This window comes from uncultured Sphaerotilus sp. (assembly GCF_963924895.1).
Taxonomy (GTDB): Bacteria; Pseudomonadota; Gammaproteobacteria; order Burkholderiales; family Burkholderiaceae_C; genus Sphaerotilus.
The window spans coordinates 91,539-114,145 of record NZ_CAWURG010000024.1 but is presented as its reverse complement, the minus strand read 5'-3'; the positions used below and the strand labels follow the sequence as shown (position 1 = coordinate 114,145).

General features: G+C 67.1%; 18 protein-coding genes. 9 read left to right on the top strand and 9 right to left on the bottom strand.

The genetic code is table 11. From position 1 onward, the window contains the following. Positions 1-6: 6 nt before the first annotated feature. On the top strand, positions 7-1,728 hold the full coding sequence (locus AABN02_RS10330; RefSeq protein ID WP_338414841.1) for an AarF/UbiB family protein: 1,722 nt from the start codon (positions 7-9) through the stop codon (positions 1,726-1,728). Here AABN02_RS10330 and AABN02_RS10325 read toward each other — a convergent pair. Continuing rightward, the gene (locus AABN02_RS10325; protein ID WP_338414840.1) at positions 1,725-3,473 is read right to left on the bottom strand and encodes an EAL domain-containing protein; all 1,749 of its coding nucleotides are present in this window, start codon (positions 3,471-3,473) and stop codon (positions 1,725-1,727) included. The two genes, AABN02_RS10330 and AABN02_RS10325, sit on opposite strands and share 4 nt — an antisense overlap. Positions 3,474-3,545: 72 nt before the next feature. Next, the gene (locus tag AABN02_RS10320; protein WP_338414839.1) at positions 3,546-3,824 is read right to left on the bottom strand and encodes a 4Fe-4S dicluster domain-containing protein; all 279 of its coding nucleotides are present in this window, start codon (positions 3,822-3,824) and stop codon (positions 3,546-3,548) included. 143 nt (positions 3,825-3,967) lie between these two features. On the opposite strand from AABN02_RS10320, the gene AABN02_RS10315 reads away from it, so the two are divergent. Further along, positions 3,968-4,351: a VOC family protein gene (locus AABN02_RS10315; RefSeq protein ID WP_338414838.1), complete on the top strand. Its 384-nt coding sequence runs from the start codon at positions 3,968-3,970 to the stop codon at positions 4,349-4,351. A 32-nt stretch (positions 4,352-4,383) separates the two neighbouring features. Here the strand turns inward: AABN02_RS10315 and AABN02_RS10310 are convergent, their stop codons facing one another. Next, positions 4,384-5,865: a Fic family protein gene (locus AABN02_RS10310; RefSeq protein ID WP_338414837.1), complete on the bottom strand. Its 1,482-nt coding sequence runs from the start codon at positions 5,863-5,865 to the stop codon at positions 4,384-4,386. A gap of 265 nt (positions 5,866-6,130) precedes the next feature. Here AABN02_RS10310 and AABN02_RS10305 point away from each other — a divergent pair, with 265 nt between their 5' ends. Next, positions 6,131-8,083, top strand: a complete 1,953-nt coding sequence (locus tag AABN02_RS10305) for a 3'-5' exonuclease (RefSeq protein ID WP_338414836.1) — start codon at positions 6,131-6,133, stop codon at positions 8,081-8,083. 81 nt (positions 8,084-8,164) lie between these two features. Here AABN02_RS10305 and AABN02_RS10300 read toward each other — a convergent pair whose 3' ends face one another. From AABN02_RS10300 to dnaA, 6 genes are all read right to left on the bottom strand, one after another. Next, the gene (locus tag AABN02_RS10300) at positions 8,165-9,151 is read right to left on the bottom strand and encodes an Abi family protein (protein WP_338414835.1); all 987 of its coding nucleotides are present in this window, start codon (positions 9,149-9,151) and stop codon (positions 8,165-8,167) included. 123 nt (positions 9,152-9,274) lie between these two features. Further along, positions 9,275-10,726, bottom strand: a complete 1,452-nt coding sequence (locus tag AABN02_RS10295; protein ID WP_338414834.1) for an N-6 DNA methylase — start codon at positions 10,724-10,726, stop codon at positions 9,275-9,277. Beyond that, positions 10,719-11,312 carry a restriction endonuclease subunit S gene (locus AABN02_RS10290; RefSeq protein WP_338414833.1) on the bottom strand — a complete coding sequence of 198 codons (594 nt, stop codon included), beginning with the start codon at positions 11,310-11,312 and terminating at the stop codon, positions 10,719-10,721. The genes AABN02_RS10295 and AABN02_RS10290 overlap by 8 nt, the downstream gene beginning before the upstream one ends. A 203-nt stretch (positions 11,313-11,515) precedes the next feature. Then, entirely contained in the window at positions 11,516-14,020 is a 2,505-nt protein-coding gene (gene gyrB / locus AABN02_RS10285; RefSeq protein WP_338414856.1) for a DNA topoisomerase (ATP-hydrolyzing) subunit B, read from the bottom strand. A gap of 196 nt (positions 14,021-14,216) precedes the next feature. Next, positions 14,217-15,365, bottom strand: coding sequence for a DNA polymerase III subunit beta (gene dnaN, locus AABN02_RS10280; RefSeq protein ID WP_338414832.1), 1,149 nt, complete (start codon positions 15,363-15,365; stop codon positions 14,217-14,219). A gap of 14 nt (positions 15,366-15,379) precedes the next feature. Beyond that, the gene (gene dnaA, locus AABN02_RS10275) at positions 15,380-17,347 is read right to left on the bottom strand and encodes a chromosomal replication initiator protein DnaA (RefSeq protein WP_338414831.1); all 1,968 of its coding nucleotides are present in this window, start codon (positions 17,345-17,347) and stop codon (positions 15,380-15,382) included. A gap of 251 nt (positions 17,348-17,598) precedes the next feature. Here dnaA and rpmH point away from each other — a divergent pair, with 251 nt between their 5' ends. The 6 genes from rpmH to AABN02_RS10245 all read left to right on the top strand — a co-directional run bounded on the left by rpmH (position 17,599) and on the right by AABN02_RS10245 (position 22,604). Further along, positions 17,599-17,733: a 50S ribosomal protein L34 gene (gene rpmH / locus AABN02_RS10270; RefSeq protein WP_179633078.1), complete on the top strand. Its 135-nt coding sequence runs from the start codon at positions 17,599-17,601 to the stop codon at positions 17,731-17,733. A gap of 50 nt (positions 17,734-17,783) precedes the next feature. Then, on the top strand, positions 17,784-18,263 hold the full coding sequence (locus AABN02_RS10265) for a ribonuclease P protein component (RefSeq protein WP_338414830.1): 480 nt from the start codon (positions 17,784-17,786) through the stop codon (positions 18,261-18,263). Positions 18,264-18,301: 38 nt separating this feature from the next. Further along, positions 18,302-18,604 carry a membrane protein insertion efficiency factor YidD gene (yidD, locus tag AABN02_RS10260; protein ID WP_338414829.1) on the top strand — a complete coding sequence of 101 codons (303 nt, stop codon included), beginning with the start codon at positions 18,302-18,304 and terminating at the stop codon, positions 18,602-18,604. A 5-nt stretch (positions 18,605-18,609) separates the two neighbouring features. After that, a complete protein-coding gene (yidC, locus tag AABN02_RS10255) occupies positions 18,610-20,280 on the top strand; it encodes a membrane protein insertase YidC (protein ID WP_338414855.1) in 1,671 nt (556 codons plus the stop codon). Positions 20,281-20,611: 331 nt separating this feature from the next. Continuing rightward, complete coding sequence (gene mnmE / locus AABN02_RS10250) at positions 20,612-22,027, top strand: tRNA uridine-5-carboxymethylaminomethyl(34) synthesis GTPase MnmE (protein WP_338414828.1); 1,416 nt, start codon at positions 20,612-20,614, stop codon at positions 22,025-22,027. A gap of 109 nt (positions 22,028-22,136) precedes the next feature. Beyond that, positions 22,137-22,604: a cyclic nucleotide-binding domain-containing protein gene (locus AABN02_RS10245; protein ID WP_338414827.1), complete on the top strand. Its 468-nt coding sequence runs from the start codon at positions 22,137-22,139 to the stop codon at positions 22,602-22,604. The last annotated feature ends 3 nt before the right edge of the window (positions 22,605-22,607 follow it).

The window sequence follows — 22,607 nt, the reverse complement described above, 5'->3', positions numbered from 1 at the left end:
GCACCGATGCCGTTTGCCACGCTCACCGCCACCCGCGACCTCGGACGCCTGCAGGGCATCGCGGCCGTCTTCATCCGCCACGGCCTCGGCGACCTCGTGCGCCGGCTGGGCTGGGCCGACCGGCTCGCCCGCGCCGGCCATGTGCTGCACCTGGACCACGCGGCCGAGCTGGTGCAGCTGGAACCACCGGTGCAACTGCGGCTCGCGCTGGAGGAGCTGGGGCCGACCTTCGTCAAGCTCGGCCAGATCCTCGCCGGCCGCGCCGACCTGTTCGGCCCCGCCTGGATCGCCGAGTTCGAGAAGCTGCACAGCCAGGCGCCGACCGTCGACTTCGCCCTGCTGCGCGACCAGCTGATCGAAGACCTCGGCGCGCCACCCGAGCAGGTCTTCGCCCGCTTCGACACCGTGCCGCTGGCGGCGGCCTCGATCGCGCAGGTCCACGCTGCCGTGCTGCACGACGGCACCGACGTCATCGTCAAGGTGCGCCGCCCCGGCATCCGCCCGGTGATCGAGGCCGATCTGCGCCTGCTGGAGCGGCTGGCGCTGTTGGCCGAGGACGAGTGGCCCGAGCTGCGCCCCTACCAGCCGGTCGGGCTGGTGCGGCAGCTCGGCCGCTCGCTGCGCCGCGAACTCGATCTCTCCAGCGAGTGCCACAGCGCCGAGCGCATCGCCGCCAACTTCGCCGACCGGCCGTACATCGTCGTGCCGCGGGTCTACTGGGAGTGGACCCGCGAGCGCGTCAACGTGCAGGAGCGCATCGTCGGCATCCCCGGCAACCACCTGGCGCAGGTGGACGCCGCCGGTCTCGACCGCATGGTGCTGGCGCAGCGCGGCGCGCACGCCGTGCTGAAGATGATCATCGACGACGGCTTCTTCCACGCCGATCCGCACCCCGGCAACGTCTTCTACCTGCCCGGCAACCGGCTGGCCTTCATCGATTTCGGCATGGTCGGCCGGCTCAGCGACACGCGGCGCGACCAGTTGCTCTCGCTGATGCTGGGCCTCGTGCAGCGCGACCCCGCCGCGGTCACCGATGTGCTGATGGCGTGGACGCAGGATTCCACCACCGGGACCGTGCCCGACATGGAGGCGCTGCAGCAGGACGTCGTCGCCTTCGTCGACCAGTACCGCGGCACGGCGCTGGCCAAGCTCAGCCTGGGCGGCATGTTGAACGACGTGACCACCATCCTGCGCGACTACCGGCTCGCGCTGCCGGCGGACCTGGCGCTGCTGATCAAGACCTTCATCACCCTCGAAGGCCTGGGCCGCACGCTCGCGCCCGAGTTCCACATGGCCACCGAGGCCGAGCCGCTGCTGGAGGCGGCGCTGCGCGCGCGTTACGCCCCGAAAGCGCTGGCGCAGCGCGGCTGGGCCTCGGCGCTGCACGCGGCGCAGCTGCTCACCGGCCTGCCGCGCGAGATCACGCGGCTGCTGCGGCTGACCAAGCGCACCGGGGTGCAGGTGCATGTCGAGGTGCGCCATCTGGAGCAGGTCGCCGACCAGCTCGACCGCGCCGCGAGCCGGCTGACGGTGGCGCTGGTGGTGGCGGCGCTGATCATCGGATCGTCGATCGTGATGACGGTGCAGGGCGGGCCGACCCTGTTCGGGCTGCCGGCCTTCGGGCTGCTGGGGTTTCTGGCGGCGGGCGGCGGGGCGCTCTGGCTGGCGTGGGCGGTGCTGCGCAGCGGGCGGGCCGCGCGCCACCTCGGCCGGGGCGACGCGGGCTAGCGCTGGGAGACCGGGTTCGCGCGCAACGCTGGCGCTGCCCTGGCCGCCACCCAGTTCTCCAGTGCGTCGGCGTCCATCGGCCGGGCGAACCGGTAGCCCTGCAGGTCGTTGCAGCCCAGCGATTTCAGGTAGGCCTGCTGCTGCGGGGTCTCGATGCCCTCGGCGATCGTGCGGTAGCCCAGGGCGTGGGCCATGCCGATGATGGCGCGGATGATGACCTCGCTCTTCTGGCTCTCGCCGATCGCCATGACCAGCGAGCGGTCGATCTTCAGATCGTCCATCGGCACCCGCGACAGCTGCGACAGGTTGGAGAAGCCGACGCCGAAGTCGTCGATGGCGATGCGGATGCCGGCGTCGCGCAGCGTGCTCAGGCGTTCCTCGACCTCGTCCGTGGCGGACATCGCGATCGACTCGGTGATCTCGACCGACAGCAGCGTGGCCGGAACCTGCGCCTGCTTGAGCGTGGCGAGCAACTGCGGCACGAACTCGGGACTGGCGAACTGCGAGGGCGAAACATTCACCGCGACCGGCCGCCGGATGCCCGCATCGAGCCAGACGCGGCACTGCGCCACCGCCAGCGCGATCACCTGCTGGCCGAGCGCGCCCATCAGGCCCGCCTGCTCCGCCACGTCGATGAAGGCGCCCGGCGCGAGCAGGCCGCGCTGCGGATGCTGCCAGCGCACCAGCGCCTCCACGCCGGTCAGCGCCAGGGTGCTGGCGTCGACCTTGGGCTGGTAGTGCAGCAGCAGCTCGCCGCGCTGCAGTGCCAGCCGCAGCGCCGACTCGGTGTCGGTGCGCTCGACGAGGGCATCGCGGATGCGCTGGTCGAAAAACACCAGCCGTTCGCGCAGATCACGCTTGGCGCAATGCATCGCCAGGTCAGCGAAGGTGAGCAGCTCGGCCGCGCTGCCCGTGTCCTCCGGTGTCAGCGCGATGCCGACACGCGGTTGGGCGATCACGTCCTGCGTCCCGATGCGGAACGGCTCCTGGAAGGTGCTGACCAGACGCTCGCCGAGCAGGCGCAGCGCAGCGCGGTCGGTCATGCCGGGCAGGATGGCGACGAACTCGTCCCCGGTGAAGCGGGCGAGCACCAGGTCTTCCGGCAAACGGTTGCAGGGACTGCCGAAGGCGTCGGTGCAGGTGTCCAGCGTCTCCAGCGTGCGGCCGAAGCCGCGTTCGAGGAGGCGCAGTGCCGCCAGCCGCAGCAGTTCATCGCCGCCCTGGTGGCCGAGACGGTCGTTGATGTGCTTGAAGCCGTCCAGGCCGATGAAGAGGATCGCGGCCTGGAAGTGGCCCTGGCGCTCCGGGGCCAGCGCGTGGCCGAGCAGATGGTCGATGGCGCTGCGGTTGGGCAGCCCGGTGACCGCGTCGGTGTAGGCCAGGGTGTTGATGCGCAGCAGGTTGGCGTTCATGCGCTGCGTCATCTTGCGGAAGCTGCTGGCCAGTCCGCCGACCTCACAGGCGCAGTCCACCGTCACCGGGCTGTCGAGCGTGCCGGCGGCGATGGCCTCGGTGCTGTGCCGCAGCGACTCGATCGAGCGGGTGAGCTTGCTGGCCATCAGGAAGGTGATCGCGGCGACGGCGCTGGTCAGCAGCAGCAGCGAGGACAGGCCGGTCCGCGTCAGGCTGTCCGCGTGGCCGATCAGGTGTTCGCGCAGCAGCACACCGACGATGGTCAGCACGGCGCTGGCCAGTGCGAAGCGCCAGCGGATGCTGTTGAGACCCTGCCCGTATCCCGTGCCCATGCGTCTTCTCGAACCCGATCGTGTGCTGCACCTGCCGCCTGCGGCGGCCGGCCTCGGGCCGGTCGCCATGTTTCAGGGGGAATATCGGTCCAGTTCCGGCGATCTTGAGTTCGGTGCCGGCACCTTCTGCATGTGGATCGCCCCGAAGGGACAGCGCACCGCGCACTTCGCGCAGCCGGTGCAGCCCCCGGCGTCGTCCAGCACCGAGCGCTTCTTCCAGTCCACTACCTGCAGCGACAGCACATGCGGCGGACAGACCGCGATGCACCAGCCGCAGCCGGTGCAGCGGGCCGGGTCGATCCGGGGCAGGGCGACGGGCACGGGGCGCGCGGAGGTGGGGGGCGCATCCATGGGCGCACTGTACGTGTACGGTGACGTGTCGACGGGCGGGTTGATCGGCGCGGCGTGGGGTGGGTCCGCGCTGTCGCGGGGATGACGGGGTGGGCGGCGGGGGCGGTGCTAGGCTGGTCCGCCATTTCGACAGGAGACCCCCCATGTTTTCGCACATCATGCTCGGCACCAACGACCTCGACCGGTCCAAGGCGTTCTACGACGCCGTGCTCGGCACGCTCGACGTGCCGCCCGGCGGTGTCGACCGCCACCGCATCTTCTGGCGCACCAAGACGGGCGTGTTCTCGGTGAGCCTGCCCATCGACGGCCAGCCCGCCACGGTGGCCAACGGCAGCACCACCGGCTTGGCCTGCCAGTCGCCCGAGCAGGTCGACGCCTGGCACGCGGCCGGTCTGGCCAACGGCGGCACCACCTGCGAAGACCCGCCCGGCCTGCGCGAAGGCCCGGCCGGCAAGCTCTATCTGGCCTACCTGCGCGATCCGGATGGGAACAAGCTCTGCGGGCTGTACCGCGTGCCGCGCGACTGAGCGTGGTGGAGGCCGCCGGGGAGCGGTGGCCGTCAGGGTGGGGCGTCTGGCGCGCAGAGGCCCGCCACGATCTCGGCCGCCCTGTCGATGATCTCTGCCGGATGGCCCTTCGCCACGAACTGCTTGCGGCGGTTGTTCGAGAGGACCCCTCCGTTCTGCAAGGTGCTTTGCACCAGCAGCAGCAGGTCGTCGTTGTTCATGTCCAGCGCATCGTTCACGGCCCGCCACGCCCGGTCAAAGCGTTGCAGATAGGCGCTTTCGTCCTGCAGGTCTTTCTCCAGCGCCTCTTGCGCCATGCGCAGCGAAAATTCGACGCAGGCCGTGGCGTCCCAGTACCGGTAGATCTCTGGCGCACCGCGGAAGTCCGCGAAGACCTGAGTGTCCACGGTGGTGGCGTCCCAGAACTGCCGAGCGGGTTTCGAGAACGACTCCAGCGCCGCCAGGTAGTCGCGTTCGTGGCGCTTCATCGCGATCGACACCGGCAGCACCAGTCCGTTGGACAGCCGCGGATCCTGGCACGCCACCTGGTGGAACAGGAAGCGCGACAGCCTGCCGTTGCCGTCCATGAAGGGGTGGACAAAGACAAAGGCGAAGCTGACCAGCGCGGCCCGCACGAGCGGGGGCACCGCGGGGTCGGGCGTGTTGGCCCACCGCATGATCTCCTGCATCAGCTCTGCGCCGAGCGCTGGCGGGGGCGGCAGGTAGGTGATGCGCCGGTTGTTGCGCAACCAGTTCTGGCTGGTCCGGAAGCCGGTGGCACGGTCGAAGGGATTGGTGACGGCCAGGTTCTGGAGCGCCGTCAGGGCGTCCTCGGTCAATGGCTCCTGCTCGCGTGCACGGGCCAGCAGCCGGGCGAAGGCTTCGCGTTTGTCGAGCGTGGGGGTCTCGCGCTCGATGTCGTAGGAGCTTTCGGTCTCGCTCAGATAGGCCCAGCGCACCGCCCGGTCCAGGAGGTCCGGGTCCATTGACGCGACAAACGTCTGCACCTGCGCGAGGATGTCCCGCGCCAGCAGCGCCTCGATGCCGGCCGTTCGCCGCACGGTCAGGCAGAACCGGGGGCTGCCCAGGCCGTTGAAATCCACGCGCCAGCGGATGTTGCGCTGCGCGGTGCCGGTGAGGTAGTGCGCCGGGTCGAACACCGGCACATAGGGGCCGGCCGCCGCCACGGCGCTCGGGAGTTCAGCCTGGTTGGCCTGCTCCCATAGAAAAGCGGCCAGCCGGGTGTACTGCCCGGTCGGGCGGGCTTCGAATGCGGCCGTCAGTGTGCCGGACGGAATGCGCTGCAGCGTCAGCATCGCCGTCTGCAGGTTCATGGCCTCGTGCTTGAGCGCGAAGAGCAGGTGGTCGAGCGGATCGTCTCCGTCGGGCGCCACCCCGGCCGGGATCGCCAGGATGTCCTCCCGGAAGGGCGAGACCCGCGTCACCGAGCCGACACGCGCCAGGGGCGGCTGCTGGAAGGCCGTCAGACCGAGGGACTCGCGAAGGAATTCGTATCCGACGTAGCGCGCGGCCATGTTTTCTTTCGGTGGACGGTGGAAATCTTCTGAGTGGCTGGATTCTCGTGGATTTTCTTCCGGGAGGTCATGCCGATTGGGTGATGCTCAAAGCTCAACTTCCCGGACAGGCATCTCGATGCGGCTGGGTGGGATCGGTCATGCGCTGTGAAAAATATCTCACTTTGTTGTGCTCCTGTGGGGGCAGATTCCTCTCCCGTTCGGTTGGTATGGTCTGCTTCCAGCCTGAACAAGAAAAAGCGATTCACGCTTCGGGGGTGCAGACGTGGCCATTTTTCCGCAGGGATTCCAGAACATCGCGGCGCGTTGCCGCAACACGGAGGACGGGGGCGCCGAGCGGCGGGTGCTGCGGCAGCTCCAGCGCTGTCTGGAGGACGACTACCTCGTCTGGCACAACGTGCCCGTGGGCAACAAGGGCCGCTTGCCGGACTTCGTGGTGCTGCATCCGGGCCGCGGCCTGCTGGTGCTGGAGGTCAAGGGCTGGCGGGCCGGCGCGCTGCACCATGTCTCGCGCCACGATGTCGAGCTGAACCTGGCGAACGGGCAGGGGCGGGTGAGCAAGATCCACCCCGGCCTGCAGGCGCGCGGCTACGCGATCGAGCTGGTCAACCAGATGCAGCGCGACCCCGGCCTGTGCCAGACCGAAGGCCGCCACAAAGGCAGTCTGGTCGTGCCCTGGGGCTGCGGCGTGGTGTTCGCCAACATCGAGCGCCAGCGCATCACCGATCCGCACTGGGACGAGTTCTTCCCGCCGGCCAACACGCTGACCCGCGAGGATCTGGCCGAGGAACTGGACCCCGCCGCTTTCCAGGCGCGGCTGTGGGGCATGTTCACGGTGGAGTTCCGCCTGAAGACGGCGCTGACCCTGCCGCAGCGCGACCGCATCCGCTGGCACCTCTTCCCCGAGATCCGGCTGCAGACGCAGGCTTCGCTGCTGGACGAGGACGACGCGAGCGGGCCGGGAGCCACGGTGGCGCCGTCGCCGAGCGAGGCGCTGATGCTGGTGATGGACCTGCAGCAGGAGCAGCTCGCGCGCTCGATGGGCGAGGGGCACCGGTTCATCCACGGCGTGGCGGGGTCGGGCAAGACGATGATCCTCGTCTACCGCGCCCAGCAGCTGGCCGCCGCGGCGCGGCCGGACTGGCCGATCCTGGTGCTTTGCTACAACCGGCCGCTGGCGGCGCGCATCGACGCGCTGATGCGGCAGCGGGGGCTGGACGAGCGGGTGCAGGTGCGGACCTTCCACGGCTGGTGCTACGACATGGCCGACACCTACCAGCTCGGCATCCCGAAGAAGGGCTTCCGGCCGGACTACGACGCGCTGGCCGACCGGGTGGTCGAGGCGGTGGCGCATGGCCGCATCCCGCGGGCGCAGTACGCGGCGCTGATGATCGACGAGGCGCACGATTTCGAGGATGCGTGGCTGCGGCTGGCGCCCCAGTTGGTCGATCCGGCGACGAACTCGCTGCTGGTGCTCTACGACGACGCGCAGTCGATCTACCGCCAGCCGCGCCGCAAGTTCAGCTTCGCCAGCGTCGGCATCGAGGCGCGCGGGCGCACGAGCGTGCTGAAGGTGAACTACCGGAACACGGCCGAGGTGCTGAAGCTCGCCACCGCGACCGCTGGTCAGTTGCTGCGCGGCGGCGAGCCGGACGGGGTGGGCGAGGGCGACAGCGACATCGTGCAGCAGACGCCGCTCGGCGCCGGCCGCAGCGGCCCCGTGCCGGAACTGCTGCGCGGGCGCACGCCGCGCGAGGAGGCCGAACTGGTCGCCGACCGCCTCGTCGATGCGTTGGCCGATGGCGTGTCACCGGCCGACATCGGCATCCTGGCGCGCCGGCATGACCTGCTCGACCCGGTGGAAAAGGCGCTGCACCTGCGCGGCATCCGCACCCAGCGCCTGCAGCGCGCGGGGACGTGGGAGCCGGACAGCGTCAAGCTCACCACGCTGCACGCCTCCAAGGGGCTGGAGTTCCACACCGTCGCCATCGTCGGGCTGCAGGCGGTGCCGGACGCGCACCACAGCGAGGAGGAGGAATGGCGGTTGCTGTATGTGGCGATGACGCGGGCGACGTATCGGCTGGTGCTGGGGGCTTGTGGGGAGTCGGGGGCGGTGGAGAAGGTCGAGGCTGGGGTTGGCGTCAAGGCCGTGTATTCGCCAGCCGCTGCTGAAGCCAATCACTATCGTCAACTGAGCAGGCAGGCTACGCCTACCTGACTCAAAGCAACTGGCCTCCACAAAACCCGGGGCGGTTCAGTGTCGAGGGTGAGTGTCATGTAACAGCGATGGGTGTGAGGCTCAGGGCAAGAGACTGGTCAGGTGGCCCAGCAGGCGATGGCCGTCTTTGAGCAAAACGGGTTGCTGGCGGCGGGCGGCGTAGCGCAAGGCTTTGCGCAGGGCACGCAGATTGGGTATGGTGGCAAGGTCGACTTCTGCCGGCGGCAGAGCTAGGCGGTAGGCCTGCACGGCAGTCGGCTGCAGCAGGCTCAGGCAACGCAGGTGCAGCTCGCAGCGGGTGTGCTGATCCGCCAAGTCGGGAGATAGCCATGCCAGTAGTTCGATCACACGGTCGTACAGCAGGCGAAGCCGCGCGATGGCCTCGTCGGGGTTGGCGGGAGCTGGGGCAGCTACTGCCAGGGGCTTGCCTGGGCGAGGGCGACCTTCGGTCATCAGTTCGCCCAGCTTCCAGATGGGCTCGTGGTGCGCAATGCGATTGCGCAAACCGTTACACAAGTCCAGGCGGGCGAACAGACCGTCCTGGTGCTTCTGCTTGGCCCAGTGGGTGGCTTGGCGTTGCCGATGCCCAGGCAGTACGTCCAGCAGGATAGAGCCCCAGTCGATGTTTTGATGCAGCGCGTCCTTTTTCAGGTCAAGCAGGCGCGGCCAGAAGCCGAAGGTCAGGCCCGACACGACGTCGTCCGGTGACGGGGCGGGAATGCGCGGCAGTTGATGTGTACCGTGTTTGAAATGGGTGATGTCCTTGATCTTGTTCTTAGCGATGGGCGCCAGCGCGACATGTTCATACCAGTCTTTGGACCCATGTCCACCCACGACGCCGTAGTGCAGGCTGAAGGCCTTGTGGAACTGGTTGCGCAGCACCACCTCCACCAGGGAGATGGTGCGGAAGAGGCAGGCGCTGAGCTCGTCGTTCCACTGGTAGAGTGCAAGCGCTTGTACATCATCGGTCGCGCCGAAGAAGCTGCGGTAGTTGCTCAGACGGGCGTGGGAAAGCGCCTGAATGCGTGCCAGATTGCCCGCTGTATGGGTTTTGATCTGTTTAAGCATACGTGTTATGATTTCCCCGTAAGCGCTTGGACATGTGCGCTTGGCAGCTCCCTCTTCGGACGGACGTCAAGCTCCAAGACGCAAAAGAGGAGGCGGCCGCGTAAGCGGCCGTTTTCCTTTGTGTCACCCACGACTCACCTCCTGGATGAGGCTGTCAAACCGGCTCTCCAGACCTTCCAGCTCGGCTCGGAGCTGTGTGCGCTCCGCGCGAAGGGCCTCCAGGTCTACCTGACAGACCTGCTCTACGGCGCCCACATAGCGGACTACGTTGAGGTTGCAGTCGTTCTGAAGGATGTCTTCCAACGACACCAAGCGGGCGTAGCCCTCAACATCCGCCCTGGCTGCATAGGTCGTCTCGACCTGAGCGATGTCCTCATCGCGGAGCTGGTTCTGGGTTTTTCCGTGCTCGAACTGGCGGCTGGCGTCGATGAAGAGCACTTGCCCATCGCTCTTGTCCTTCCGCAACACCAACAGTGCAATCGGCAGGGACGTGTTTGGAAGCAGCTTGGCTGGCAGCGCGATCACTGCGTCCACGAGGTTTTCCTCCAGCAGTTCCCTGCGAATCTGTAGCTCCGTACCGCTTCGGAAGAGGACACCATGGGAGACCACCACAGCCATGCGGCCGTGACCAGACTTGAGCGTCTCCACCATGTGGCTGATGAAAGCGTAGTCAGCCGAAGCGCGCGGCGGAACTCCGCGTCGGTAGCGCCCGTAGGGATCGGTTGCGGCGGCTTCTTGTCCCCAATCCTTCACATTGAAGGGCGGGCTTGAAACCACCACGTCGAACGTCTGCAGTTGGCCTTCAGCCACCAGGCGCGGGTCTTTGAGGGTGTCTCCCCATGCCAACTGCGCGGCGAGCTCCCCATGCAAAAACATGTTGATTTTTGCGAGTGCCCAGGTGCTGCCGTTCTTCTCTTGGCCAAACAGCTGACAGCCCTCACCGCCAGAGTGAGCACGCGCGAAGGCGCTGCAGGTCAATAACAACGTGCCAGAACCGCAGCATGGATCGCCAACGCTTTCTCCAACTCCGGGCTGGAGGATTTCCGCGATCAGCCGGGAAACCTCGGGCGGGGTGAAGAACTCGGCACCACGCTTGCCAGCGACGGCTGCGGCCTCGCTGATGAGCGTTTCGCAGGCAAAGCCAGCCGCTTCGGCACTTGCGCCGCCTCGAAAGTCGAACTCTGGCAAACCGAAGCAGCTCAGCAGATCAGCGATGAGGTGTTGCCTTTGCTTGGGTTCGCCCAGCAAGGACGAGTCGAAACGGACGCTGTGAAAAGCGTCGTGCAACAGTGGGTGCTGCTTCTCCAAGTCAGCCAGTGCCCGGTCAATACGCTGCCCGATATCGGGCATGTGCTTGGCGTTGAGCAGCTGCTCAAACGACGGCACCGATCCGGCATCCGCGTCGAGCGCAACCGCATGGCTAGCTTCGTCGGCAGTACGGTCAGACGCGTACTTCAAAACCAGCAATGCCAGGAGGTGGTCACGGACCTCTCCAACATCGGCCACGCCACGAACTGAATCGAAGCAGCGCCAGAGTGCATGACAGATGATCCGCTTTGCTTCGGCATCAAGCATGGTCGCCTCCACGGTGCGAAAGGAGGCCGGCCATCTGAGTTACCTCAATGACGTCCAGTTCTGTCAACCGATGCCGGATTGCAGCGATCCGCCCCGCGATTTCAGCAATCTCGGCGATACGGCGTTGGCGTCCCATATCGGGGAGGTCCACCTCCAGCGTCTGAAGAGCCGTCTTGGTCAGCGCTTTGATGCTGGTGCCGGTCAGCATTTGCTTGAGCTTGGCGCCGGTGGTCGGCAGGTTGAGAAACCACACCAAGTAACCGGCATCCAATCCGGCAGCCGGTCGGATCACGTTCAACTGACCCACCGGCAGAACTGGCACGTCTGCCCCGGTAAAAAGCCATGCCCTGTAGTAGTCGCCCCGTGAAGGGATGACCACGTCACCGGCTTGCAGGCAGTTCGCACGGTACTTCTCGGCCACAACAACCCGCGGCAGTTCGCTCCAGCTCACTGGAGTCGAAGACACAACATCCCGGATGGCCAACGCACGGACGTTGCCTTCAGGATGTTCTTGCGGTGCTTGATCGCGAAAGACCACTGCTGTGTGGACTTCCGCCAAGTTGTTGAGGGAGTGAATGGACTTCATCGAATAACTCTACTGTTGATGCAGTGTAGCGCCGCTTGTGCCGTGGCGCAAGCAGTAGAGTTATTTGTTTTCTGGGCCGGCATTTCAGCAGCCGCGCGGTCCAGACTAGAGTCGTTTAGTGAACACCAATGAAAATCGATATTTCCATAGTTTTTACAGCTTATGAGGCCCAATTTCGCACCTTATGGGGCGCTCTACAACAATCACGCGTCGATATTCGCCGCCCTCAACGCATTCGTCTCAATGAACTCCCGCCGAGGCTCCACCTCATCCCCCATCAGCATCGTGAACACCTTGTCCGCCTCGATCGCATCCTCGATCTGCACGCGCAGCAGGCGGCGCACGGTCGGGTCCATCGTGGTTTCCCACAGCTGGCTGGGGTTCATCTCGCCCAGGCCCTTGTAGCGCTGGCGGCCGACGGCGTTTTCGGCCTGCGTCATCAGCCAGGCCATCGCGGCGCGGAAGTCCGCGACCTTGATCTGCTTCTGGCGCTCGCCTTCGCCGCGCTTGGCCACCGCGTCGTCGCTCAGCAGGCCCTTGAAGGTCACGCCGGCCACGCTCAGCGCCTCGTAATCGCCGCCGTGCACGAAGTCGGCGGTGATGACGCTGCTCTTGATGTTGCCGTGGTGGCGGCGGCTGATGCGCAGGAAGTGCTTGTCGGTGCGCGGGTCGATCTCGGCGCTGACCTCGGCGTCGTGCAGCGCAGCCTTCAGCGCGTCGGCGCTGGTGGCCGCAGCTTCCGGCGTGTCGAGGTCGAGCGTCAGGCCGTCGCTGATCGCGCGCAGGGCCTCCACGTCCATCCAGTTCGACAGCCGCGCGATCACGTTGGTGGCGAGCAGGTACTGGCGCGCCAGCTCCTCCAGCGCCGCGCCGCTGATCGGCTCGCGGCCCGCGCCCGGCTCGACGATCGCGCTGTCCAGCGCCACCTTCAGCAGGTAGACATCCAGCTCGCTGCCGTCCTTCAGGTACTGCTCGTGCTTGCCGTGCTTGACCTTGTAGAGCGGCGGCTGCGCGATGTAGATGTGGCCGCGCTCGACCAGATCGGGCATCTGCCGGTAGAAGAACGTCAGCAGCAGCGTGCGGATGTGCGCGCCGTCCACGTCCGCGTCGGTCATGATGATGATGCGGTGGTAGCGGAGCTTGTCGGGGTTGAAGTCGTCGCCGCCCATGCCCTGGCCGATGCCGGTGCCCAACGCCGTGATGAGCGTCAGGATCTCGTTGCTCGACAGCAGCTTCTCGTAGCGCGCACGTTCCACGTTCAGGATCTTGCCGCGCAGCGGGAGGATCGCCTGGAACTTCCGGTCGCGGCCCTGCTTGGCGGAACCACCGGCGGAGTCACCCTCCACGATGTAGATCTCGCACATGGCCGGGTCTTTTTCCTGGCAATCCGCCAGCTTGCCTGGCAGGCCCATGCCGTCCAGCACGCCCTTGCGGCGCGTCATCTCGCGCGCCTTGCGGGCGGCGTCGCGGGCACGGGCCGCGTCGACGATCTTGCCGCAGATGGTCTTGGCGTCGGTCGGGTTCTCCAGCAGCCAGTCGGTCAGCAGGCGGCTGACGATGTCCTCCACCGGGCCGCGCACTTCGCTGGACACCAGCTTGTCCTTGGTCTGGCTGGAGAACTTCGGCTCCGGCACCTTGACGCTGACCACGCAGGCCAGACCTTCGCGCATGTCCTCGCCGCTGATCTCGACCTTGGCCTTCTTGGCGATCTCGTGGTCGTCGATGTACTTGTTCATCACCCGCGTCATCGCCGCGCGCAGACCGGTCAGGTGCGTGCCGCCGTCGCGCTGGGGGATGTTGTTGGTGAAGCAGAGCACGTTCTCGTTGTAGCTCTCGTTCCACTGCATCGCGACTTCGACACCGACGTTGGTGTTGTTGTCGCTCATCTTGTCGCCGCGGGCGTGGAAGATGTTCGGGTGCAGGACTTTCTTGCCCTTGTTGACGAACTCGACGAAGCCCTTCACGCCGCCGGCATAGGCGAAGTTGTCTTCCTTGCCGTTGCGCTCGTCGACCAGGCGGATCTTCACGCCGTTGTTCAGGAACGAGAGTTCGCGCAGGCGCTTGCTCAGGATCTCGTAGTGGAAATCGATGTTCGAGAAGATTTCCAGGTCGGGCAGGAAGTGGACCTCGGTGCCGCGCTTGTCGGTCTCGCCGATGACCTTCATCGGGCTGATCTCGAAGCCGTCACGCCGCTCCAGCACGCGGTCCTGCGGCACCCCTTGGCGGAACTCCATGAAGTAGGCGTGGCCCTCGCGGCGCACCGTCAGGCGCAGCCACTTCGACAGGCCGTTGACGCAGCTCACGCCCACGCCGTGCAGACCGCCCGAGACCTTGTAGCTGTTCTGGTTGAACTTGCCGCCCGCGTGCAGCTCGGTCAGCGCGATCTCGGCCGCCGAACGCTTCGGCTCGTGCTTGTCGTCCATCTTGACGCCGGTCGGGATGCCGCGGCCGTTGTCGATGACGCTGATCGAGTTGTCCGAATGGATCGTCACCACGATGTCGTCGCAGTGACCGGCCAGCGCCTCGTCGATCGAGTTGTCCACGACCTCGAAGACGAGGTGGTGCAGGCCGGTGCCGTCGGAGGTGTCGCCGATGTACATGCCCGGCCGCTTGCGCACGGCTTCCAGGCCTTCGAGGATCTGGATGCTGCCTTCGCCGTAGGCGGCGGAGATTTCGGCGGCGGTCTGCGCCGGAGGCTCGGGGACGATCGGTTCCGAGGGGATGGGCTGCTGGGACTGCTGGTTTTGGTCGGTCATGTCACTCACTCACCGGGGTTGGCGGCTGTCGCCGTTGCCCTTGCAAAAATGCCGAAGCGGGCCGGGGCCCGCTTGCGTGTCGCGCGTGTGTCGGGGTGTCGGTCGGAGGTCGATTGTCGCCGACCCGGCGGACACACCGGGGATGGCATCAGATCCGCATCGGCATCACGACGTACTTGAAGCCGTCCTGCTCGGGCACCGTGAAGAGTGCCGAGCTGTTGGCGTCCTGCAGCGACAGCGTCACCAGCTCCTGGTCCATGTTCGAGAGCACGTCCATCAGGTAGGTCACGTTGAAGCCGATCTCGATCGACGGGCCGCTGTAGTCGATCTCCAGCTCTTCCTTGGCCTCTTCCTGCTCGGCGTTGTTCGAGGCGATGCGCAGCGCGCCCGGCTCGAAGTTCATCCGCACGCCCTTGAACTTCTCGCTGGTCAGGATGGCCGCGCGCTGCAGGCTGGTCAGCAGGGTGCCGCGGCCCAGCGTGATGTGCTGCTTGTGGTTCTTGGGGATGACGCGGTTGAAGTCCGGGAACTTGCCTTCGACCAGCTTGGTGACGAACTCCATGCCGCTGAAGGTGAAGCGCGCCTGGTTGGCGGCGAAGCACATCGCGATCGGCGCGGCCTCGGCTTCGCTGCCATCCTTGGCGGGCTTGGTGTCCTTGGCGCCGTCCTTGAGCAGGCGCTGCAGCTCCAGCACGGTCTTGCGCGGCAGGATCACTTCCTGCTTCGGCATCTCCACGTCCAGCGTGGCCTGCGCGAGCGCGAGGCGGTGGCCGTCGGTCGCGACCAGCGTCAGCGTGTGGCCTTCGGCGACAAAGAGGATGCCGTTCAGGTAGTAGCGGATGTCGTGCACCGCCATCGCGAAGTGCACCTGGTCGATCAGGCCCTTGAGCGTCTTCTGCGGCACGCTGAAGGTGGGGCCGAAGTCGGCGGCTTCCTGCACCAGCGGGAAGTCGTCGGCCGGCAGCGTCTGCAGCGTGAAGCGGCTCTTGCCCCCTTGCAGCGTCAGCTTGTTCTGCGCGGCGCTGAGCGAGACGGTCTGGTCCGGCGGCAGCGTGCGCAGGATGTCGATGAGCTTGCGCGCGCCGACCGTGGTGCTGAAGTCGCCCTTGTCGCCATCCATCGCCGCGCTGGTGCGGACCTGGATCTCGAGATCGCTGGTCGTGAACTCGCACTGCCCGGCGTGGCGGCGGATCATCACGTTCGCCAGGATGGGCAGGGTGTGTCGGCGCTCGACGATGCCCGAGACGGACTGCAAGGCGGCCAGGAGCTTGTCCTGCGGTGCTTTCAACACGATCATGATGGAGGGGTCTTTCAGCCTTTGAGGGTCTGTTCCAGGACGTGGAGCTGCTGGTTGAGTTCGGTGTTCTTCTGGCGCTCGGCGGCGATCTTGCGGACCGCGTAGAGCACCGTCGTGTGGTCGCGCCCGCCGAACAGGTCACCGATCTCGGGCAGGCTTTTCTGGGTCATTTCCTTGGCCAGGTACATGGCGATCTGGCGCGGCCGGGCGATGCTGGCGGGGCGCTTCTTGCTGTACATGTCGCCGATCTTGATCTTGTAGAAGTCTGCCACCGTCTTCTGGATATTCTCGACCGAAATCTGCCGGTTCTGGATCGACAGCAGGTCTTTCAGCGCCTCGCGGGCCAGCGCGATGTTGATGTCCTTGTGGCTGAAGCGCGAGTAGGCCAGCACCTTGCGCAGCGCGCCTTCCAGTTCGCGCACATTGGCGCGCACGTTCTTGGCGATGAAGAAGGCCACGTCCTCGGGCATCTGGCTGCCTTCGGCGACCGACTTCTTCATCAGGATCGCCACCCGCATCTCCAGCTCCGGCGGCTCGATCGCCACCGTCAGGCCGGCGTCGAAGCGGCTCGTCAGGCGCTCGTCGATGTCCACCAGCCCCTTGGGGTAGGTGTCGCTGGTCATGATGATGTGGGCGCGCTTGGTCAGCAGGGCTTCGAAAGCGTTGAAGAACTCCTCCTGCGTGCGGTCCTTGCCGGCGAAGAACTGCACATCGTCGATCAGCAGCAGGTCGAGCGAGTGGTACTTGGCCTTGAGTTCGTCGAAGGTCTTGCGCTGGTAGTTGCGCACCACGTCGGAGATGAACTGCTCGGCGTGCAGGTAGAGCACGCGGGCGTCCTTGTGCTCCTTGAGCAGCGCGTTGCCGACCGCGTGGATCAGGTGCGTCTTGCCCAGGCCGACGCCGCCGTAGAGGAACAGCGGGTTGTACATGCCGCCCGGCGAGCTGACGACGTGCATCGCGGCGGTGCGGGCCATCTGGTTGGCGCGACCGGGCACGAGCGTGTCGAAGGTGAGGGCGGGGTTGATGCGCCCGCGGGTGTTCGAGGGCGCCATCGGGGGCGGCACCGTCGGGATGATGATGGTCGGCGCGCCGCCCAGGAAGGCGCTGGAGCCGGCGGCGGCGCCCGCGCCCGGATAGGGGCTGCTGGGGGCGGGCGCCGGCGCGGCGGCCACGGGCGGTGGCGCGGCGGCCGCTTCTGCCGCCTTGGTGCCGGCGACGCGCTTGCGCCGCGAGGCCACGGCCGCCGAGGCCTTGGCCAGCGCGGACGCGGCGGAAATCGCGCTGCTCGACAGCGGCGCGGCCACGGGTGCGGCGGGCGGCTCGGGCGGGGGCTCGACGGGGGCGGCCGGCTCGGCGGCGGCTGCGCTGCGGCGGGACGGGGCCCGCGCAGCCGGCTTCGGGCTGGGCGCGGCCACGGGCGGTGTCGGGTTGCCCACGGGCAGGGTGAGCAGCTCGTGCAGCCCCGGCATGCTGGAGGGCGTGCGGCCGGCCCGCAGCGCGGGCGTCGCGTCCGGCACGGGGGCCAGCAGGCCGGCGGCGGCGCTGTTCGGTCCGCTCGCGCGGGAACGGGCGCGGGGTGCGGTCGCCCGGGCGGTGGCGGGTGCTGGCGGTGCGGTCTCGGTCGGCAGGGGCAGGGGCAGGAAGTCGATCATCGACATCTGCACCGGCGCAGCCGGCGGCGGGGGTGGCTCGGGGGCCAGCGGCGCGGGTGCGGGCGCCGGCTCGCCGCCCTGGCCCAGCGACAGCTCCAGCCGCACCGGCTTGCCGGCGATCTCGCTCAGCAGCCGCTCGATCCGCGCCGCGAACTGCGAGCGGATCCAGTCCATCTTGAACCGGTTGGGAACACGCAGACCCACGAGGTAGCCTTCGCCTGCCGCCGACACCTGGGCGGGCGGCAGCGGGCGAAACCACGTGTTGAACTGCTGTGCCGGCAGCTCGGCGGCGAGGCGCTCACAGCCTCGTTGCCACAGGTCCAAATGCATGTTCTAAAAATTGTGGACAACCTCAGGAGAAGGGGCGCGATTGTATCGACATCACGCCGCCCAGGGTTGCGGTTATCCACAGTTTTGAGCGAGGGGTCAATCCCCTCGCGCGGCCAGTGCGTGTGTAGCAAGTCGTTGACTTTCAAGGAGGTTTTTGCTGTAATCGTGGGTTTCCCGAATTGGGGTGCCAGAGGGGTGCCCAATCGGAACAGGCTCAAGACCGAGCCCAAGCCAAGGCTAGAGGATTCAAGATGAAACGCACCTACCAACCGTCGAAGGTTCGCCGCGCCCGTACCCATGGCTTCCTCGTGCGCATGAAGTCGCGCGGCGGCCGCGCTGTGCTGAATGCACGCCGCGCCAAGGGCCGCAAGCGCCTGGCTGTCTGAGTTCCCGGGCGTCCAGCGCCCGTTGCGACGCGGTGAGCGCAACCGGATCCATGGTCCTGACGCCGCTGACCGGGGCCGCCCGGTTCGAGTCGGCCATGGCGGTTCGCCCCATCGCGCGCAGTGCCCATTTCATGGTGCACCATCTCGCAACAACAAAGTTGTCAACAGGCCACAACCCGGGTACCTCGGGGGCTGTGGATGACTCTGTGGACAACTCTGTGGATGACCGTCCGGAAATGAAGCTGCTGCGACTGGGTCTGGTGGTGCCGAAGCGACACGCTCGGCGCTCGGTGACCCGCACGCAGGTCAAGGTTCAGATCCGCGCCGGCATCCGCCGTCACCTCGACCAGCTGGTCGCGGGTGACTGGGTGGTGCGCCTGCGTGCGCCCCTGGATCGCAAGCTGTTTCCGAGCGCCCGCTCGGAAGCGCTGGCGGCGCTGCTGCATGCAGAAATCGAAGCGCTGTTGAGCGATGCGGCTCGACGAGCGCGCCGCGCGTTGGTGCCGACGGTACCGGTCGCGGCGACCTGACGCGCCTGCCTCGGACCCCAGTCGGCCCACCTTCCGCCATGCCCCACCTCGACCCCCCGACGCTGCACCACCGTGTCCGGGCTTGGCCTCGACTGGGGCTGATCGGCGTGGTGCGGGCCTACCGCCTGGTGCTGAGTCCCTGGCTGGGCTCGTCCTGTCGTTTCGAGCCGACGTGTTCCGCCTACGCGCTGGTCGCGCTGGACCGGCACGGTGCCCTGCGTGGCGGCGCGCTGACGGTCGGCCGCATCGCGCGTTGCCATCCCTGGTGTGCGGGCGGGCATGATCCGGTCCCTGATCAGTCACACCGACTGTTTTCCTCCTTTCGAAAGACACCTGTATGACCGGTATGACCGATACGCGGCGCGCCGTGCTGTGGGGCGTTTTCTCCGTCTCGCTCGTGATGCTCTGGGATGGCTGGAGCAAGCACAACGGGCAGCCGTCGATGTTTTCCCCGCCGCCGCCGGCCGTGACCGCGCCGGCGCAGGCGGGTGCTGCGGGCGTGCCGGCCGTGGCGGGAGCCGCGTCGGCGGCCGTGGCAGGAGTGGCCGCGCTGCCTGCGGCCACGGCGGGCGTGCCGGTCTCGCAGAAGGTCGACATCACGACCGATCTGGTGCAGGCCACGTTCGACACCCGCGGCGGCTCCATCGTGCGCATGGCCCTGCCGCGCTACAAGGACGAGCATGACGCGAAGAAGCCCGTCATGCTGTTCGACCAGTCGGCCGAGCGGGTCTACCAGGCCGATTCGGGCCTGATCCCCCGCATGGCGGGCGAGGCCGCGCTGCCGAACCACCTCACGGTGATGAACCTGCTGCCCGGCCCGCACACGCTGGCCGATGGACAGAACACGCTGACGCTGACCTTCGAGTCGCCGGACCAGGGCGGCGTGAAGCTGCGCAAGTCCTACACCTTCACGCGCGGTGACTACGCGATCAAGGTGCGCCACGAGGTGGTCAACGGCACGGCCGCGCCGATCGCGCCGCAGCTCTACCTGCAACTCGCCCGCGACGGCACCGTGCCGTCGTCCTCGATGTTCATGGGCCCGACCGCGTTCACCGGCCCGGCCATCTACACCGAGGGCAGCAAGTTCCAGAAGATCGACTTCACCGACATCGAGAAGGGCAAGGCCGACCACGCCAAGTCCGCCGACAACGGCTGGATCGCGATGGTGCAGCACCACTTCGTCGGCGCCTGGCTGGTCGGCGACAAGCTGGAGCGCAGCTTCCAGACCAAGCGCGAAGGCACCAACCTCTATTCGACGTCGATGACGCTGCCGCTGGCACCCATCGCCGCCGGCGCGACGCAGGCCGTGGACTCCACGCTCTACGCCGGTCCGCAGGAAGAGAAGAAGCTCGAAGCGCTGGCCCCCGGGCTGGAACTGGTCAAGGACTATGGCTGGGTGACCATCCTCGCCAAGCCGCTGTTCTGGCTGCTCGACAAGCTGCACGGCATGATCGGCAACTGGGGCTGGTCGATCGTCGGTCTGGTGGTGCTGCTGAAGATCGCGTTCTACTGGCTCAACGCCAGCGCCTACCGCTCGATGGGCAAGATGAAGGCGGTCAACCCCAAGGTCCAGGAGATGCGCGAGCGTTTCAAGGATGACCCGCAGAAGATGCAGCAGGAAATGATGCGCATCTACCGCGAGGAGAAGGTCAACCCGCTGGGCGGCTGTCTGCCGATCTTCATCCAGATGCCGTTCTTCATCGCGCTGTACTCGGTGCTGCTGGCCTCGGTCGAGATGCGCGGTGCGCCGTGGATCGGCTGGATCACCGACCTGAGCGTGCAGGATCCCTACTACATCCTGCCGGCGCTGATGACGATTTCCACGCTGTTCCAGACCTGGCTGAACCCGACGCCGCCGGATCCGATGCAGGCCAAGATGATGTGGATCATGCCGCTGGTGTTCAGCGTGATGTTCCTGTTCTTCCCGGCGGGTCTGGTGCTGTACTGGTTCGTCAACAACCTGCTGGCGATCGCACAACAGTGGATCATCAACCGGCAGCTTGGTCTGAATCGCTGAGACAGTCGGGGTTTTCCCGGCCTGTTCGGTCGGGTTCCACGCACCGTGGAATCCGGCCGCGACATGCCCCACACCTCGAAACGGTTGATGCAAACGGGGCCTTGAGACTGTCACATTCCCCGTGCATCATTCGTTTTGCGGGGTTTGACCCGGGAGTGTTGCAGCAGGCTTTGAGAGCCGCATTCGGGGCCGGGAGGCTCGCTGCAACAGTCTTGGCTCTGGGGGTTGAATGCTTTTGTAGCTGGCTCCCCTCCGCGCGAATCTGCAACGCCCTGTCCGGCTGGCCCGACAGGGCGTTTTTTCTGGGTCCGGCTCGGCGAGAATGCGCGCCATGCTCGCTCGACACCAGGACCCCATCATCGCCATCGCCACCGCACCCGGACGGGGGGCGGTGGGCATCGTGCGGGTGTCCGGTCGCGCGCTGCAACCGCTGATCGAGGCGCTCACCGGGCGCACGCTGGCGCCGCGACACGCCACCTACGGCCCCTTCCTCGGTGCCGACGGTCTGCCCATCGACCAGGGGCTGGCGCTCTATTTTCCGGCGCCCTACAGCTACACCGGCGAGGACGTGCTGGAGCTGCAGGCCCACGGCGGCCCGGTGGTACTGCAGTTGCTGCTCGCCCGCTGCCTGCAGGCCGCGGCGGTGAACGGATCCTTGCCAGGTCTGCGTCTGGCCGAGCCGGGTGAGTTCACCGAGCGGGCCTTCCTGAACGACAAGCTCGATCTGGCGCAGGCGGAAGCCGTGGCCGACCTGATCGACGCCAGCACCGAGGCGGCAGCCCGTAGCGCGGCGCGTTCGCTCTCGGGCGTCTTCTCGGAGCGCATCACGGCCTTGCGCGACCGGCTGATCGAGCTGCGCATGCTGGTCGAGGCGACGCTGGATTTCCCCGAAGAGGAAATCGATTTCCTGGAAAAGGCCGACGCCCGCGGCCGGCTCGACCGTCTGGCCGGACAACTGGCGGCCGTGCTCGACACCGCGCAGCAGGGCGCGCTGCTGCGCGAAGGGCTGAAGGTGGTGATCGCCGGCCAGCCCAACGCGGGCAAGAGTTCGCTGCTGAACGCGCTGGCCGGGGCCGAGCTGGCCATCGTCACGCCGATTCCCGGCACCACGCGCGACAAGGTCAGCGAGACGCTGCAGATCGAGGGCGTGCCGGTCCACATCATCGACACCGCCGGCCTGCGCTCGGACGAGGAGGCCAGCGACGAGGTCGAACGCATCGGCATCGCGCGCAGCTGGGGCGCGATCGCCGAGGCGGATGCCGTGCTGCTGCTGCACGACCTGACCCGCTGCAACGACCCGGTCTACGCCGAGGCGGACCGCGCGATCGAGGCCCGCCTGCCGGACCGCCAGCGGCTGGTCCACGTCTACAACAAGGCCGACGCGGCGCCCACGGACCGGGCAGCATCGGCCTTGGCTGCGTTGCCAGCAGGCAGCAGGGCGCTCGCGCTGTCGGCCCGGACCCACGACGGCCTGCAGACCCTGCGCGAGACGCTGCTGGCGCTGGCCGGCTGGCATGCCTCGCCGGAAGGGGTGTTCATCGCCCGCACCCGCCACCTGAAGGCGCTGCGGCAGGCGCAGGACCACCTCGGACAGGCGCGTGGCTGGGCGGCGCAGGCCGATTCGGCGCTGGATCTGCTGGCCGAGGAGCTGCGTCTGGCCCACAATGCCCTGGGCGAGATCACGGGCGCCTATACGCCGGATGACCTGCTGGGTGACATATTCACGCGCTTTTGCATTGGCAAGTAGACGATGCCCTTCTGCCAGTGGACTTGTTACGATCTGAATCAGCGTCAATCCGGGCACTCTGGCATGTTCAGCGCTCGGATGGGAATGCCACCATCAGCAGGAGTGCGCCATGGGAATTGATGAACTGATCGAGGCTGTCCAGTCCTACCGGGCGGACGATGCCTTTCGCGCACGCCTGGACCTGGGACAGTGGCGTCAATTCGCGGCCTACCTGACGGCCTACCAGTTGCGCGCTGGCGACCTGCTCATCAAGCAGAACGACTGCGACCGGGCCGCCTACTTCGTCGGCCAGGGCACCCTGCAGGTCTACGTCAGCGGTGCCGCACCGGGCACCAGCCGCATCGCCCTGATGCGCCCCGGCGCGCTGGTCGGCGAAACAGGCCTCTTCAGCGACCAGCCGCACTCCGCCAATGTCGAGGCGATGACACCGTCCATCGTCTGGGCGCTGCACCTGCCGCGCTTCGAGGAACTCACCGCCCGTGCCCCGCTGATTGCCAACGAGGTGCTGCGGGCCGCGGGTGCGGTCATGGTGGCGCGGCTGCGTGCCAGTCTCGCTCTGCGGATCGCCGTGGCCTGAAGG

Excerpts from the sequence above, each read along its gene's own strand:
- AABN02_RS10310 (WP_338414837.1), bottom strand. The coding sequence starts at position 5,865 with ATGGCCGCGCGCTACGTCGGATACGAATTCCTTCGCGAGTCCCTCGGT.
- AABN02_RS10245 (WP_338414827.1), top strand. The coding sequence starts at position 22,137 with ATGGGAATTGATGAACTGATCGAGGCTGTCCAGTCCTACCGGGCGGAC.
- AABN02_RS10315 (WP_338414838.1), top strand. The coding sequence starts at position 3,968 with ATGTTTTCGCACATCATGCTCGGCACCAACGACCTCGACCGGTCCAAG.
- dnaA (WP_338414831.1), bottom strand. The coding sequence starts at position 17,347 with ATGCATTTGGACCTGTGGCAACGAGGCTGTGAGCGCCTCGCCGCCGAG.
- AABN02_RS10265 (WP_338414830.1), top strand. The coding sequence starts at position 17,784 with ATGGTCCTGACGCCGCTGACCGGGGCCGCCCGGTTCGAGTCGGCCATG.
- AABN02_RS10300 (WP_338414835.1), bottom strand. The coding sequence starts at position 9,151 with ATGCTTAAACAGATCAAAACCCATACAGCGGGCAATCTGGCACGCATT.
- AABN02_RS10325 (WP_338414840.1), bottom strand. The coding sequence starts at position 3,473 with ATGGGCACGGGATACGGGCAGGGTCTCAACAGCATCCGCTGGCGCTTC.
- rpmH (WP_179633078.1), top strand. The coding sequence starts at position 17,599 with ATGAAACGCACCTACCAACCGTCGAAGGTTCGCCGCGCCCGTACCCAT.
- mnmE (WP_338414828.1), top strand. The coding sequence starts at position 20,612 with ATGCTCGCTCGACACCAGGACCCCATCATCGCCATCGCCACCGCACCC.
- AABN02_RS10320 (WP_338414839.1), bottom strand. The coding sequence starts at position 3,824 with ATGGATGCGCCCCCCACCTCCGCGCGCCCCGTGCCCGTCGCCCTGCCC.
- yidD (WP_338414829.1), top strand. The coding sequence starts at position 18,302 with ATGCCCCACCTCGACCCCCCGACGCTGCACCACCGTGTCCGGGCTTGG.
- AABN02_RS10295 (WP_338414834.1), bottom strand. The coding sequence starts at position 10,726 with ATGCTTGATGCCGAAGCAAAGCGGATCATCTGTCATGCACTCTGGCGC.
- yidC (WP_338414855.1), top strand. The coding sequence starts at position 18,610 with ATGACCGATACGCGGCGCGCCGTGCTGTGGGGCGTTTTCTCCGTCTCG.
- AABN02_RS10330 (WP_338414841.1), top strand. The coding sequence starts at position 7 with ATGCCGTTTGCCACGCTCACCGCCACCCGCGACCTCGGACGCCTGCAG.
- dnaN (WP_338414832.1), bottom strand. The coding sequence starts at position 15,365 with ATGATCGTGTTGAAAGCACCGCAGGACAAGCTCCTGGCCGCCTTGCAG.
- AABN02_RS10290 (WP_338414833.1), bottom strand. The coding sequence starts at position 11,312 with ATGAAGTCCATTCACTCCCTCAACAACTTGGCGGAAGTCCACACAGCA.